Origin of the sequence: Lacticaseibacillus sp. 53-4 (genome assembly GCF_016861805.1) — a bacterium.
Taxonomy (GTDB): Bacteria; Bacillota; Bacilli; order Lactobacillales; family Lactobacillaceae; genus Lacticaseibacillus.
In genome coordinates this window covers 32,704-45,857 of the sequence record NZ_BOLT01000023.1, presented here as the reverse complement: position 1 = coordinate 45,857, position 13,154 = coordinate 32,704, and the positions used below count along the sequence as shown (strand labels likewise).

Annotated in this window: 16 protein-coding genes; 11 read left to right on the top strand and 5 right to left on the bottom strand. The window is 57.3% G+C overall.

All coding sequences use genetic code 11. The features are described from left to right. Positions 1–75: 75 nt before the first annotated feature. Both JUF21_RS09070 and JUF21_RS09065 read right to left on the bottom strand, forming a co-directional pair. A complete protein-coding gene (locus JUF21_RS09070; protein WP_203623839.1) occupies positions 76–621 on the bottom strand; it encodes a hypothetical protein in 546 nt (181 codons plus the stop codon). A gap of 108 nt (positions 622–729) precedes the next feature. After that, entirely contained in the window at positions 730–1,251 is a 522-nt protein-coding gene (locus JUF21_RS09065; protein WP_203623840.1) for a GNAT family N-acetyltransferase, read from the bottom strand. Between the two features lie 75 nt (positions 1,252–1,326). Here JUF21_RS09065 and rpmG point away from each other — a divergent pair, with 75 nt between their 5' ends. Continuing rightward, positions 1,327–1,479 (top strand): 50S ribosomal protein L33, encoded by a 153-nt coding sequence (rpmG, locus tag JUF21_RS09060; protein ID WP_054664841.1) that lies wholly within the window; start codon positions 1,327–1,329, stop codon positions 1,477–1,479. 55 nt (positions 1,480–1,534) lie between these two features. On the opposite strand, the gene JUF21_RS09055 is transcribed toward rpmG, so the two are convergent. Then, positions 1,535–2,395 (bottom strand): RluA family pseudouridine synthase, encoded by an 861-nt coding sequence (locus JUF21_RS09055; RefSeq protein ID WP_203664063.1) that lies wholly within the window; start codon positions 2,393–2,395, stop codon positions 1,535–1,537. A gap of 130 nt (positions 2,396–2,525) precedes the next feature. On the opposite strand from JUF21_RS09055, the gene JUF21_RS09050 reads away from it, so the two are divergent. Then, a complete protein-coding gene (locus tag JUF21_RS09050) occupies positions 2,526–3,308 on the top strand; it encodes an alpha/beta hydrolase (RefSeq protein ID WP_203623842.1) in 783 nt (260 codons plus the stop codon). 64 nt (positions 3,309–3,372) lie between these two features. Here the strand turns inward: JUF21_RS09050 and JUF21_RS09045 are convergent, their stop codons facing one another. Further along, complete coding sequence (locus tag JUF21_RS09045) at positions 3,373–3,933, bottom strand: hypothetical protein (RefSeq protein WP_203623843.1); 561 nt, start codon at positions 3,931–3,933, stop codon at positions 3,373–3,375. Positions 3,934–4,142: 209 nt separating this feature from the next. On the opposite strand from JUF21_RS09045, the gene JUF21_RS09040 reads away from it, so the two are divergent. From JUF21_RS09040 to JUF21_RS09020, 5 genes are all read left to right on the top strand, one after another. After that, on the top strand, positions 4,143–4,550 hold the full coding sequence (locus JUF21_RS09040; protein ID WP_203623844.1) for a phage infection protein: 408 nt from the start codon (positions 4,143–4,145) through the stop codon (positions 4,548–4,550). Positions 4,551–4,602: 52 nt separating this feature from the next. Beyond that, positions 4,603–4,899 (top strand): hypothetical protein, encoded by a 297-nt coding sequence (locus JUF21_RS09035; protein ID WP_203623845.1) that lies wholly within the window; start codon positions 4,603–4,605, stop codon positions 4,897–4,899. Positions 4,900–4,947: 48 nt separating this feature from the next. Further along, positions 4,948–5,895 carry an aldo/keto reductase gene (locus JUF21_RS09030; protein WP_203623846.1) on the top strand — a complete coding sequence of 316 codons (948 nt, stop codon included), beginning with the start codon at positions 4,948–4,950 and terminating at the stop codon, positions 5,893–5,895. A gap of 407 nt (positions 5,896–6,302) precedes the next feature. Beyond that, the gene (locus tag JUF21_RS09025) at positions 6,303–6,692 is read left to right on the top strand and encodes a hypothetical protein (protein WP_239061360.1); all 390 of its coding nucleotides are present in this window, start codon (positions 6,303–6,305) and stop codon (positions 6,690–6,692) included. Next, on the top strand, positions 6,661–8,598 hold the full coding sequence (locus JUF21_RS09020; RefSeq protein ID WP_239061441.1) for an acyltransferase family protein: 1,938 nt from the start codon (positions 6,661–6,663) through the stop codon (positions 8,596–8,598). Before JUF21_RS09025 ends, JUF21_RS09020 begins: the two co-directional genes overlap by 32 nt. 137 nt (positions 8,599–8,735) lie before the next feature. Here JUF21_RS09020 and JUF21_RS09015 read toward each other — a convergent pair whose 3' ends face one another. Beyond that, the gene (locus tag JUF21_RS09015) at positions 8,736–9,545 is read right to left on the bottom strand and encodes a Cof-type HAD-IIB family hydrolase (protein ID WP_203664062.1); all 810 of its coding nucleotides are present in this window, start codon (positions 9,543–9,545) and stop codon (positions 8,736–8,738) included. A gap of 222 nt (positions 9,546–9,767) precedes the next feature. On the opposite strand from JUF21_RS09015, the gene JUF21_RS09010 reads away from it, so the two are divergent. Genes JUF21_RS09010 through JUF21_RS08995 form a run of 4 tightly spaced genes read left to right on the top strand, consistent with a single transcriptional unit; the run spans position 9,768 to position 13,153 of the window. Then, a complete protein-coding gene (locus JUF21_RS09010) occupies positions 9,768–10,517 on the top strand; it encodes a 1-acyl-sn-glycerol-3-phosphate acyltransferase (protein ID WP_125757449.1) in 750 nt (249 codons plus the stop codon). Beyond that, complete coding sequence (locus JUF21_RS09005) at positions 10,514–11,347, top strand: glycosyltransferase (protein ID WP_203623848.1); 834 nt, start codon at positions 10,514–10,516, stop codon at positions 11,345–11,347. The genes JUF21_RS09010 and JUF21_RS09005 overlap by 4 nt, the downstream gene beginning before the upstream one ends. Positions 11,348–11,351: 4 nt before the next feature. Continuing rightward, the gene (locus JUF21_RS09000) at positions 11,352–12,296 is read left to right on the top strand and encodes a glycosyltransferase family 8 protein (protein WP_125757453.1); all 945 of its coding nucleotides are present in this window, start codon (positions 11,352–11,354) and stop codon (positions 12,294–12,296) included. Continuing rightward, the gene (locus JUF21_RS08995; RefSeq protein WP_125757455.1) at positions 12,293–13,153 is read left to right on the top strand and encodes a 1-acyl-sn-glycerol-3-phosphate acyltransferase; all 861 of its coding nucleotides are present in this window, start codon (positions 12,293–12,295) and stop codon (positions 13,151–13,153) included. Before JUF21_RS09000 ends, JUF21_RS08995 begins: the two co-directional genes overlap by 4 nt. The last annotated feature ends 1 nt before the right edge of the window (position 13,154 follow it).

Here is a 13,154-nt window from a genome sequence, read left to right as displayed (position 1 = left end):
AAAAAAGAGTACCTAGACCAATTAAGGTCTAGATACTCTCATAAATTATGTTCAACTTCACTTGACGAAGAGCCCTTATTTCAGACTTTTTTCAATCTTGGCAATGCCCTGAGCGGCATCTGCCACGTTGACAGTAAACCCAAACTTGCGGAAAATGTGATCCAGCTTTTCAAAGTTTTCCTTGTCAAAGCTCGAAATGTTGCCATCGATGGTGTCGACGTCCGCCTTGTTTGCGAGATTGAGAAACGCCTTCAGCGCGAGCTGCGCCAGCCCCATGTTTTGGAAGTCATAGAACGCCAACCGGCTTTCTGAGCCCAAGGTCTCAAGGACGGTGATGTGCATGGTCTTCTGCCAAGCGTTCAGATCAAAAAGCAGCTGGGCTTGATAATCAGCCTTGGAGTGACCATACTTATCGACATTTTCGAAGGGCGTGTAGACACTGATTGTGAAGCTGCTCTTACGTGAGTTGGCTTGGTAATCCGTATAGACAATATACTGCGAGGCCTTTTCTCCGGCGACCTGCGGCTGGTTCATGCTTGACAGGATGGTCAGGGCCTCATCCTTTTCAATCGCGGCAAGGCGCTTGGCGTATATATCATCGTAATCAGCTTGGGTGCTCATTATGAAACCTCCAGTTTATTTTTTCAGTTTCATTATACCATTACCTTGCGCTGACCATGACATTTCTTTTGTTGAGTGAAATGAAAAGCCGTCTTTACATCATGTAAACTAATCGGTGAAATAATTTTCATTGACGCGCTCAAAGTACGCTTCCGCGCTGCCGCCCTGGGCCAACCCGGCCGGCAGGGCCGCCGTGAAGCGGTACTCAAACCCCAAATGAGCCAGCAGGGCAATGGAGCGCCGGTTGTCCGGATAAACCCCGGCCCACACCGCGGTGATGTCTCGCGCAAACAACTCGTCCAGCACCAACGTCAAGGCTTCTTTCATCAGTCCTTGCCCCCAGTCGCGCTGGTTCAACGCGTACCCCAGCTCGCGCGTGGTCCAGGCCGGATCATCCGGATCTTGGGTGCGGGGGTAAACGCCCACCTCACCGATCAACTGGCCATCTCGGGTCACGGCAAATTCGGTGTCGCGGGTACTGGCCAGATGCTGCTCGGCGGCATGCAAGTCCGCCAGCTCGCTCATCCCCGCCGGCACCGCCACGGCCGGGTCCTGCGTCAGTGCCAAGTAGGCCGCGGCATCGCTGGGTTGCATCGGCCGGATCGAAACGCGTTTCCCCTTCAACTCCATCTGCTCGCCTCCCTTGACTTTTTTGCTCATTCCGGTATGCTATTAAGGTTCATATATAGAAAGAGGTGCTTGAGCATGCGTGATCACATTCTTCTTGCTTGCGCCGAAACTGGCGAACGGATCTATTTGACTTCCAAGAACAAGCGCAACACACCGGATCGTTTGACTTTGAAGAAGTATTCTCCAAAGCTGCGCCGCCGTGTTGAGTTTACTGAAGTTAAAAAGTAATTCGGCTCGTCGCTTAGGCCTAGCGACTACCACCGTCTCCTCGGAGGCGGTTTTTTTATGCCTGTAAAAACGCTGGCCAATCCGCCGGCGCTGCCAGATGGTAGCTGTGAGTCAACCCAGTGAATGGGTCAGTGAAGGTCAACCCACTGGCCTGCAGCAACTGGTGCCCATAAGCTGAGGTGGTCTCCCCGTACAAGGGATCACCAACCAAGGGGTGCCCAATCGCGGCGAAATGCGCCCGGATCTGATGCGTCCGCCCGGTTTGCAGCACAATGTTCACCAGACTCAGGCCATCATGGGTGGCCGCGACTGCGTAGTCCGTGATCGCCACTTGGCCGCCTTCAGCCACTTCACGGTGAATGCCGTCGGCCGCTTTGGCCAGCGGCAGCGTGATTGTCCCCACCGCCGGGTCAATCGTGCCACTCACGACTGCCTGGTACTGTTTCGTCAAGCCGCTATCACCGGCCTGATCCAGCTTGCCCTGGGCAAAAATATGCTTGGCGATGAGCACCAAACCGCTGGTGTCGCGGTCCAATCGCGTCATAATCGCGGGCTGCGGGCCATCGATGCCAGCGGCCGCCAGGTACCCGGCCGCCCGATTGAGCAGGCTGTCATCGGGGCTGCTGGGTCCCGGCACGCTTGCCAGGCCCACCGGCTTGTTGACAATTAGCCAGTCATCCAGCTCCTGAACGATGGTGAGCGCGCCGTCGCTGATGGTGACGGCCGCTGACGGCGGCAGCTCGAAACGCACCTTATCCCCGTGAATCACTGGCTGATTCTCGGTGGGCTCGCCGTTTAAAAACACGGCGTTTGCGGCAAAAAGCTTGGTGAGCAGCCGATGGCTCACGCCCTGACGCATGAGCACTCGCTTAACCGTGGTCGCGCGCTCGGCTGAGTACTGAAACGAAAAATTCATATGATTGTCCTCCGCCTCGAATTATAGCGAACTTTGCTGGGCTTGAACACGGGTCCCTTCCTGGGAGCGCTTGCTATCTTTGCTTTGAGAGGACTAAGCTGGAGGTAGACACTTTTTAGGAGGAGACACGATGATTGAAACTGATCTTGCTTATGGCACTGACCCCGCACAAAAGGCTGATATCTACGTTCCCGACCAGCCCAACGGCGCCGCCATAGTGTTCATCCACGGCGGCGGCTGGTTCCGCGGTGATAAAACGCGCGACCAGGAAATTGGCCAACTCTTTGCCAACGCCGGCTACACGGCGGCACTGATCAATTATCGCTTGGCTCCGGCCCACCTGTTCCCGGCTGCGCAAGACGACCTGCACGCCTTTCTCGCCTGGTTTGCCGCCAGCGGCTTTGAGTTCGACCGGGCCAAGGTCGGGCTGTTGGGCGCCAGCGTGGGCGGCACGATGGCCATCAGCGAAAGCATTCTGGGCGGCCAGCCTGTCGTCACCTGGTCGGCGGTGGTCGACTTTGCCAACTGGGTCCAGCAGCATCAAACGGTGAAGGCCTCAGCCGACGCCAAACAAGAGCTTGGCCTCACCGAACCGCACGCGGTGCACGAAAGCTTCTATAAATTCTTCGTGCAAAACTACCTGGGTGATCTGACTCCGGCGCGGCTCACCGCAGTCAACCCGCTGAATCACCTAAGTGAAAAACTTGGGCCTACCCTGATGTACAACTCCACTGATGAACTGGTCCCCTTACCTGGCGTCTTTCGTTTTCTTGAACAGGCGGCCGCTTTCAAGCGCGATATCGCGGTCCACGTGGTGCCCGGCTCCGGCCACGCGCGCGACTACACCCAGTTCGCCCTTCCCGGGACGATGGCCTTCTTCAGCTATCACCTGGGCCTAGACAACTCACTCTGAAGACGCAAAAAAGCTCCCAGGACCGCGGCGCATTGTGCGCCGCTGGCCCTGGGAGCTTTTTCGTTTAGCGCACCAGAATCAGTGGTGCGCTGGCGCCTGTGACCCACTGCAGCTGGCCATGGCTCAGCACCAGCAGCAGTGAATCAGCTTCAACGTCGGTCGGGGTGAATAGATAGCCCGCGCCGCTTGGGACGGCGTGGTAAGTGGTCGTGATGCTCGACTGGCCGCTTTGGGCAACGATCATGGTACTGCCTGACAGCGTCAAAGTGACCGCGGCATTGTGCCAAGTCCCGTAATATGCCGCAAGCCCGGTTGCTTGCTGGCTAGGCGATTGGGCGGCCGGTTTAGCCGCGGCGCTAGAAGCGTTAGCTGCCGCCGCAGTCGGCTTAGTCTCTGACGCGGTTTGGGGTGCCGGCTTGACCGAAGCGGCCTGCTGGCGCGTCGGTGCAGCCGGTGCTTTAGCCTGTTTGCTGGCGTTAACGCTGATCTTTGCCCGGGACTTCGTGACGGCCGGCGTCTGAACACTTGGCGTCGTGCTTGCTTCATCGGTTTGGCTGTACGCCATTCCTGCCCCGCCGCCGATCAAACCCAACGTCAGTGCACTGATCAAAAGCCATTTCTTCATCACGATCACTCCCCACTCATTTCTATATTTATAGTATAACCACTTTTGCAATGTGTTTGTAACATATTCGTCATAAAAATAGTTAAGCTTTGATTAAGCGGCGTTTCCGGCCCGTTGATATGTTACAAAGAAATGAGGGGCTGCTGGTTGCACATGCAAACGCTTGTTCGTATAATGAGCATAAATCCACTTGAAGGGAGCATCCTCGTATGACCTACGCCGACCAAATCGGCCAAGCCGCCTTCACGCGGCTGGTCGCCGACTTTTTTGCTCATCATTACCACGACCGCGGTATGAAAAAATGGCAGGGCTATTACTTGTCCGACCACACGGCGGCCCTCAAAAAGCAGGCGCAAGCCGAAGCCGCCTTGCAAGATCAGGTGGCACTGCCGCTGCAAAGCGAAACGCAAGTCCGCAGCGTACTGGCGGCCGCTTTTGCCAGCGGTCAAAGTGTCGTGGTTCAGCTGAAACACCTCACCCCGGAAGGCCGCCTGGCGGCTCCGCTTGGGGGCAAGGTCGCCGGCTATACCGACTGGGACGAAGTCGGCATTGGCAGCATTCAGGTCAGCATTGCCGATATCCGGCACGCTGATCTGATCCCCTTTCCGCAGCGTTGAGCCTGTGCTAACATCAGTGTAAATTCGCTTCGGCGCACAAAGGAGAAAAGCGATGTCTGTAATTGCACTGTTGCTGGACGCGGCGGCGTTTGGCACCTACTGGCTGCAAACTCAAGCCGCCAGTTTATACGTTTTTGGAGTAATTGCCCAAGGGGTGATCACCTTGGCTTTGCTGATCATGACTTTCACGTACAAAGGCAAAAGATTTGGCTGGTTCAACTTCCAAACCTGGGCCCATAACTTCACCATTCGCTACGCGGCCATCGTGCTGTCGCTGATTGTCAACGCGGTCGTGCTGTTCTTGTACGTGCTGAACGTGACCGGCACCAACTCGCTGATTTTTCGCTGATCGGCGAGCCCCGGCGCAGTCGTGGTACATTAAACAAGAGGTGAGAATTTGACAACATCAATTAAAATCGGCCACAGCGACGTGGTCTCCGGACCGCTCGGCCTGGGCACAAATAAAATTGGCGGCCACAACCTGTTTCCAGGGCTGGACGATCAAACCGGCGTTCAAACTGTCAAGGCTGCACTCGATCACGGCATCAGTATGCTGGACACGGCTTTCATGTATGGGCTGGGCAACTCTGAATACCTGATCGGCCAGGCCATTGCCGACTATGACCGCCATCAGATTGTGATCGCGACCAAGGCCGCGCAAGATCCGGACCAGGAGCTGCGGCCAAACAACCGCCCCGCCTTTTTGACGCAGCAGGTCGATAATGCCCTGCAGCGCCTCGGGACGGATTACATTGACATCTTTTATATCCACTTTCCTGACCAGGACACGCCCAAGTACGAAGCGGTCGGCGCCCTTGAAAAACTCAAGGAGGCCGGCAAAATTCGGGCCATTGGCGTCTCAAACTTCAGCCTGGACCAGCTCAAAGAGGCTAACCAGGACGGCTACGTAGACATCGTGGAAGACGCCTACAACCTGATCGACCGGCAGGCGGCGCAGACCCTGATGCCATACCTGCAGCAGCAAAAAATCAGCTTCGTGCCCTACTTCCCGCTGGCCTCTGGCCTGTTGACCGGCAAATATCAGGCGAATCAGACCTTTGAGCCTGGCAGCTGGCAGGCCAAACGGGCCAATTTCCAAGGCGAACGCTTTGCCGCGATCACAACCGCTTTGGTCGAAACAATCAAGCCAATTGCCGCAGCGCATCAGGCCACGCCTGCGCAAGTCGTGCTGGCCTGGTACATTCAAGATCCCGCCATCGCAGTGGTCATCCCCGGCGCGCGCACCCCGGAGCAGGCGGCCCAAAACGCTGCGGCCTTAAACGTCACGCTCAGTGTCGACGAGGTCAAACAGATTTCTGCGGCCTTCAAGCACCTGCCTGCGTAACTCCACCCTCAATTTAGCAAAGCCGGTACGACGCCGCAGAGCTTTGGCGCCATACCGGCTTTGCTTGTTTACCCCACAATAAAAATCGCCAAGGTCAGCCGCAAGATCACACTCACCGCTGAAACTGCGACGCCCCACCAGGCTAATCGCGGCTACGCACGAAACACCCCCCAACAGCTGAACCCAAGCCCCAAGGCGTAACACGTCCAGCCAATGATTGGCACACCCAACAGCAACACCCCAAAAATGGCCAATATCAGGCCGAGACTGCCGATTCGGACGGTCATTTGAATTGCCCCCTTCTAGGAGTAGATTCTGTCAATCAATGAGAAATCCCTTCGAGAGCCTTGTTTCATTCGGATTTTACAGTATGATTATTAAGTATGTTTTCAGAAAGAAGGGGCATTGTGGTTACTCATCGGTTCAGATTTGGCATGGAAATCCTGGTCGCCGCGCTGATCGTCTTGGCGGCGGTGTTGGCCCTGCGGCCGGCGCAGCCAACGGCGACGCATTACACGCTTGACGGTGGCCAAATCGTCTATGATGGGCAGATGCTCAAAGGCAAATTCAGTGGCCGCGGCACGCTGAAGCAGCGAAACGGCGACCGGTATGTCGGCGAATTTCAGGCCGGTCGGTTCAATGGCGCCGGCACCTTTTCGTCACATGCGGGCTGGCAGTATCAGGGCCACTTTAAAAACGGCGCCGTAACCGGCCAAGGCACACTGACCAACAAGCAAGGCAAAAAAATGCGGGGGTACTTCAAAAATGGCCAATACCATGCAGCATCAACACATTAAGTGGTTCGGGCTGATCCGGATACTGGGCCTGTTGATGATCCTCGGTTATCACTTTTTCAAGGTGGCCTATCCTGGCGGCTTCATCGGGGTCGACCTATTTTTTGTCTTTTCGGGCTTTCTGATCACCAGTTTGATGATCGATGAGTTCTCGAAGACGCAGCGCTTTGACTTGCTGGGCTTTTTGCGGCGGCGGTTCTATCGCATCGTTCCCGCCGTCATCATGATGATCCTGATTGTCGTGCCATTCACCCTGTTGGTTTCGCCTGACGTCATCACCGGACTGGGCAGGCAGGTCGAAGCCGCGCTTGGGTTCGTCACGAATTGGTACGAACTGGCGACCGGCGGCTCATACGAGACCAATTTCATCCCGCACCTGTTTGTGCACACCTGGTTTCTCGGGGTCGAGATGCAGTTCTACCTGGTGTGGGGGCTCGTGGTCTGGGGGGTCAGCCAACTGCTGAAAAATCCTGAGGTGCCCATGCACGAGCGGCGGGCGCGGTTTCGGGGCATCCTGTTCGGCCTGGCGCTGCTGCTTTCAGCCGGCTCTTTGGCGCTGATGTGGCGGCAGAGCCAAGGCCTGAAGGACTTCACACCGGTTTACTTTTCAAGTCTCACGCATGCCTTTCCGCTGTTCTTCGGCGCCTTGCTGGCCACTTTGACCGGCGTGGCGGTCGTGCCAAAGTGGTTCCGCCGCGCGGCCAGCCGCACCCAGGCCTGGCTGCCGATCCTGGTCCTGATTCTAGCGGCGGGGACAACGGTCTGGCTGGGCACCTGGGTCCGCTTCGATGCGGCGTTCACCTATCCCGCAGGGCTGGTGGCTGCAACTGGGCTGGCAATGGTCATGATCATTGCGGCCCGCCTGCTTCACGAAGCCACACCGAATACTGAGGAGCCCAAATTCGCTGTCGCCTTAGCCGGGCTCTCTTACGGCATCTACCTGTATCACTGGCCATTTTTTGTCATCTTCAGCCGGCTGCTTGATCCGGCCCTGGCCATCGCCGCCACGCTGGTATTAAGCGTCGCCTTTGCCGCCTTGTCCGTTTACCTCGTGGAACCGCTGATCGCCGGCAAGCTGAAAATCAGCCATCCCAAACTACTGGGGACTGGTGTGGCGCTGATCGCAGCCGTCCTGGCCGCCGTCTCGGTGCGCCAGGTCCAGGCGGCGCCCGCGCTCTCACAACTTGAAACCACGCTTTGGACAGAAGGCGTTCAGCAGGATCTGGCACAATATGACCGCATTGCGCCGGAAATCGTGGCGGCTCATTCGCCAAAGCAAACTGCGGCAGCTAATCGCATCGCCCAGGCGAAACAGGCGGCCGCCCAAGCCGCCAAAACTGACCCGCATGGCTACCAAGCGCAAAACCGCCAAAGCACGGCGGCCGAGCACAACATCCCCGCCGGCGTGTCGGTCATTGGCGATTCCGTCACGCTCGGCACCGCCAGTTACCTTACCGCCCATGTGGCCAACGCGGTCGTAGACGCGGAGGGCGACCGCACCATGAATCAGGCAGTGACGCTCGTTAAGCAGCAGCAAGCCGCTGGCACGTTGCGCGAATTCGTGGTGGTGGCGTGCGGCACGAACTCCCTTGACGATTACGCCGCCGTCTTGCAGCAGCTGCTGGACACCATCGCCCCCGGGCACAAGCTGGTGCTCGTCACGCCGTTTAACGGCAAGGCGCAGCCAGACTGGAACTCAAGCAAGCTGACAGGCTTAGAGCACGCGCTGCCGGCGACGCATCACTGGGTCACCCTGGCTGACTGGGCGGCTGCCGCGGCAGCGCACCCCGAAGTCTTCAAGGGGACTGACGGCGTGCACTTCGGCGGCCATCAAGACGGCAATGTGCTGTTCGCCCAAACCATCAACGATGCGTTGGTCGCAGCGGCCAAAAAACCAGCCAAAAAATGATCGCACCAAAAGAGAGCAAGCCAAAATTGGCTAGTCCTGTTCCATAACACAACGCCCCTGCACCGCGATTTATTTTTCAAAATCGCGGTGCAGGGGCGCTTGTGCGCTTGGGCTAAAACCGCTTGATGGCTCAGCCGCTATTTTGATGGCTTCAGGTAATGAAGCATCCCGTATCCCACCCCGTCTTCGAGGTTGCTTTTGGTGATGTACTTGGCGACTTGCTTGATCGCCGGCGCGGCGTTTGCCATCACGATTGGCGTGCCCACCATGGTGAGCATGGGCAGGTCGTTTTGCCCGTCGCCAAAGGCCGCAGTGTCTCGCGCTTCTATATGTTCCTGGTCCAAGACATGCTGGATCCCGCGTGACTTTTCCGCCTCGGCGGAGGTGATCTCAAGCCACGCCGCATTCGAGGAGCGCGCGTTCACCCCATGAAACTCATGAGCGGCGAAAAAGTCGTGGATCTGCGCCATCACCCCAGCGTCGAAGTCGATCAGCATGATTTTCATGATTTGGCGCGGGCGTTCAAACACTTCTTGGTAAGGCTGAAAAGTCGGCATCAGCCGCGAAACCGCAATTTCGCCGCGCAGGTTATCATCCATCCGTTCAGCGTACCAGTCTGCGCCGTCGTAGTAGCTGACCGAGGTGCTGGGAAAGCGCGCAATGATCTCACCAATGATTTGTTTGGCAGACTCAGTCGGCATCGGCAGCGCTGACAACACCATGCGCCCAGTTTTGTGCGGCACGAAAATCATGCCGCCATTGTAGGCAATTTGCGGCCCCTGCAGGTCCAGTGCGGTGATTGCCTCCTGCATTTCTTTTGGTGAGCGCGCCGAAACTAGGGTTAGCGGCAGCCCGCTTGCTTTGATTTTCTCGGCATTGCTTGCGCGCACGCGGCCTGTCTCATCAAGCAGCGTCCCATCCATATCCGTGAATACCCATGAGGTCATTTACCTGTGCTCCTTCCTGCTTCTGCCTTCAATTTTAGGCTAATGCTCACCGCCGTGCCAAAAATTCCTCACATTCACGCGACGGGAATTCTTGTGAAAACCGAAAAATGCCGACTAGACGGGCGCGCGTGGCCATTTAGCAGGCGTTTTCACTTGACTACCGGGCGTTTTTCATTATACTGAGCGTATTAAAGTGAGTACTCACTCAAAGGAGGCGGCAGGATGACGCAGCGCATCCAGGAATACACCGATTTTGCGGCAGACCTAGTAGAAAGCGCGGACCAAACTGCGCAACTGCCGCAAGACTATCAGTGGCAACATGAAGGTCGCCGGTATCGACTGAAAAGCGCGGCCGTGTACCACACCATGAAGCCCCTTGGCAGCTTGTACTGGCACCTGTTTCTGCACGCCAAGGTGGTCGGCCGAAACAAGCTTGCGCCGTTCCGAGACCAAGGCTACTTCCTTTACGGGAACCACACGCAGCCGTTCGGCGATCCCTTCATGCCAATGCTGCTGGCAGGACATACGCGCGCTTACACACTCGCTTCGGCGGCCAACCTCGGGGTGCCAGTCTTTGGCCCCATCCTGCAGCTGGGGGGTGGCGTCGTCCTACCCGAAACTACCGGGCAGACCCGGCGCTTTCTCAGCTACCTGCGCACCTTGATCAATCAAGGCTGCCCGGTGGCGATTTACCCGGAGGCCCATGTCTGGCCGTATTATACCGGGATTCGGCCCTTTGTGCGTGGCGCCTTCCACTACCCGGTGGCGTACCAGGTGCCGGTGTTTGCCTTCACTACGACTTATCAAAAGCGCGGCGTGACCGTCTACGTCGACGGCCCGTTTATGCCCGACCGCTCGCAGCCGCCAAAGGCGCAACGCGAAGCGCTGGCGCAGCGCGTCCACGCCGCAATGACCGAGCGCGCCAAAGCCAGCACCTTCCAGCATGTCATCTACCGGAGGCGAACGCCATGAATATTCTCTATTGCGGCGACGCGCATGTGCAAGACGGTGTGCTGCTGTCAGTGCTGAGCCTCACCAAACAAGTCGCGGTGCCGCTGCACATATACGTCTTTACGGCGCGCTTGAGCGTGTCTGGCACCGCGTATCAGCCCTTCCCCGAGGCGGCGATCAACGAGCTGCGAGCCGTGGTCACGGCCCACGACCCGGCCGGGACCGTCACCTTGTTTGATCTGACGGACCTGCTCAACCAGCTGCCGCCAAAGGCCAACTGGCAGACTCGGTTTACGCCCTACTGCATGTTACGCCTTTACGCCGACCTGATCCCGGCAATGCCAGACCAGCTGCTCTATTTGGACGCAGACGTTTTGGCCGTTCAAGACCCAACAGCCTTTTACAACCAGCCGCTGGCTAAGACCGAATTGGTCGGCGTGCTAGACCACTATGGCCAGTGGTATTTTCACCACGGCCGGCACCTGCGCGACTACATTAACTCCGGCGTCTTGCTACTGAACCTCGCGAGAATCAAGCAAACTGGGTTGTTTGCGCGCTGCCGCGACCGAATCAGCGCGAAAAAAATGTTCATGCCAGACCAAAGCGCGCTGAATAAGCTGACGCGAGAGAAAAAAATCGTGCCACGCCGCTTCAATGATCAGCATGGCCCCCACGCCGATACAGTATTTTTGCACTTCTCGACGCGGCTGAAGTTCTGGCCTTGGTTCCACCCGGTAACGGTGAAGCCGTGGCAGATCGACTCCGTGCAAAGGATGCTGGGGCTGTCCGACGCGCAAACACAGGCAGTGTACGCAGATTACCAAAGCGTACGCGCCGCAAGAAAAGGATGATTACATGACCTACGCAATTTTTTACTCTGTTGATGATAACTACGTCGACCCGCTGACTGTCTCCTTGCACTCGCTGGTGAAAAACACGGATCCGGCCAAGCAGTATCACGTCACTGTGCTGACTGAGCACCTGACGCCGGCCCACAAGGCGCAAATTATGGCCGAGCAAACCGCAAACGTCGCAGTCTCCTTCGAATCGATTGCCGACCGGCTGAAGGCGCAGATCACGGATAAAGACAATAAGCTGCGGGCAGACTACTTCACGTTCACGATTTACTTCCGGTTGTTTATTGCCGAACTTTTCCCTACCATCGACCGCGCTGTCTATCTGGACGCCGACACGGTGGTGTTGACTGATATCGCCGACTTGTTTGCCGAAGACCTGCATGGCGACCTCCTAGGCGCCGTGCATGACCCGTTCATGGCAGTCAACCCGGAAACCACCGCATACACTCGCGACGCCATTGGGGTGGCCGTGGACCAGTACTGCAACTCCGGGGTGCTGCTGATGGATCTGGCCGGCATGCGGCGCGTCAAGTTTGCTGCGCATTTTCTCAAGCTGCTGAATCAGTATCACTTCCACAGCTTGGCCCCCGATCAGGACTACATCAACGCCATCACGCGCGACCGTTTGACTCACCTGGACGAAAGCTGGAACGTGCAGGGCGACCAGCCGCAGGTCAAAACGCCGAAGGTCATTCACTACAATCTGTTCGACAAGCCGTGGCACTATGAGCAAGTGCCAAACGGCGACTATTTCTGGCACTACGCCGATGAGCTGCCGCAAGTCGCAGCGAACCTGCGCGCCACCCGCAAGGCCTTCGATTCTGTCCACGTCCAGGGCGACGTCAAGCATAAGGCGGACTTGATGCACCTGGCTGCCACCACCGGCGCTGAACCCATCACCTTTGCCAGCGTTGAAGCCCAGGGAGGAGCGGTGCAAATATGATCGAAAAACAACCGGCCGATCCGCACCTGCCTGTCATCAAAAATATCGAGCGCGCGGTCCAGGACGGCCGCTTTAATGACAAGGTCGAGGTCAACGACCCCACCCTGGCGCCGGACGCCGAAAAGGCCGTGATCAACCACTACCTGGCGAGCCAAAACACGTGGCGCCACCGCGTGAACAATGTGATCGTGCGCACCGGCATGAACTTGTCTGCTCGCTGGCTCGGCCATGGCATTGCGGTCACCGGCCGCGAACACCTGGCAGCAGTCCCTGGCGCAGCCATTGTGACTTCTAACCACTTCAGCCCAGTGGAAAATCTGATTGTCCGCAAGGCGCTGGGGATGCCCCGCCTGTTCATCGTCAGCCAAACCACCAACCTGGAAATGCCGGGCACACTGGGCTACGTATTCAATAATGCCGACATTTTGCCAATCAGTGGCGATTTAAACTACCTAGCCCATGAATTTCCCACTTTGCTCGACACGGTGCTCGACCGGCAGCATAAGGTCTTAATCTACCCCGAGCAAGAGATGTGGTACAACTACCGCAAACCGCGGCCACCCAAGCGTGGCGCCTACTACTACGCCGCCCGCTTCAACGTGCCGGTGATTTCCTGCTTCGTGGCCATCCACACGCTAGCCAAGCAGGTGAGCCCGGCTTTCAACAAGGTGAGCTACAGCATGCAGATCATGCCTTCCATTTTTCCCGACCCGACCAAGTCGGTGCGCGAAAATTCGCTTGCGATGATGAAGCAGGACTACCGGCAAAAGTGTCAGGCATACGAGCGCGCTTACCACCGCAAGCTCACCTACCAGTTTAGCCAAGACGACATTGCCGGCTGGCGGGGAAAGGAGTAAT

Coding starts and splice junctions, on each gene's coding strand:
- JUF21_RS09070 (WP_203623839.1), bottom strand. CDS start 621: ATGAGCACCCAAGCTGATTACGATGATATATACGCCAAGCGCCTTGCC.
- JUF21_RS09065 (WP_203623840.1), bottom strand. CDS start 1,251: ATGGAGTTGAAGGGGAAACGCGTTTCGATCCGGCCGATGCAACCCAGC.
- rpmG (WP_054664841.1), top strand. CDS start 1,327: ATGCGTGATCACATTCTTCTTGCTTGCGCCGAAACTGGCGAACGGATC.
- JUF21_RS09055 (WP_203664063.1), bottom strand. CDS start 2,395: ATGAATTTTTCGTTTCAGTACTCAGCCGAGCGCGCGACCACGGTTAAG.
- JUF21_RS09050 (WP_203623842.1), top strand. CDS start 2,526: ATGATTGAAACTGATCTTGCTTATGGCACTGACCCCGCACAAAAGGCT.
- JUF21_RS09045 (WP_203623843.1), bottom strand. CDS start 3,933: ATGAAGAAATGGCTTTTGATCAGTGCACTGACGTTGGGTTTGATCGGC.
- JUF21_RS09040 (WP_203623844.1), top strand. CDS start 4,143: ATGACCTACGCCGACCAAATCGGCCAAGCCGCCTTCACGCGGCTGGTC.
- JUF21_RS09035 (WP_203623845.1), top strand. CDS start 4,603: ATGTCTGTAATTGCACTGTTGCTGGACGCGGCGGCGTTTGGCACCTAC.
- JUF21_RS09020 (WP_239061441.1), top strand. CDS start 6,661: ATGGCCAATACCATGCAGCATCAACACATTAAGTGGTTCGGGCTGATC.
- JUF21_RS09015 (WP_203664062.1), bottom strand. CDS start 9,545: ATGACCTCATGGGTATTCACGGATATGGATGGGACGCTGCTTGATGAG.
- JUF21_RS09010 (WP_125757449.1), top strand. CDS start 9,768: ATGACGCAGCGCATCCAGGAATACACCGATTTTGCGGCAGACCTAGTA.
- JUF21_RS09005 (WP_203623848.1), top strand. CDS start 10,514: ATGAATATTCTCTATTGCGGCGACGCGCATGTGCAAGACGGTGTGCTG.
- JUF21_RS09000 (WP_125757453.1), top strand. CDS start 11,352: ATGACCTACGCAATTTTTTACTCTGTTGATGATAACTACGTCGACCCG.
- JUF21_RS08995 (WP_125757455.1), top strand. CDS start 12,293: ATGATCGAAAAACAACCGGCCGATCCGCACCTGCCTGTCATCAAAAAT.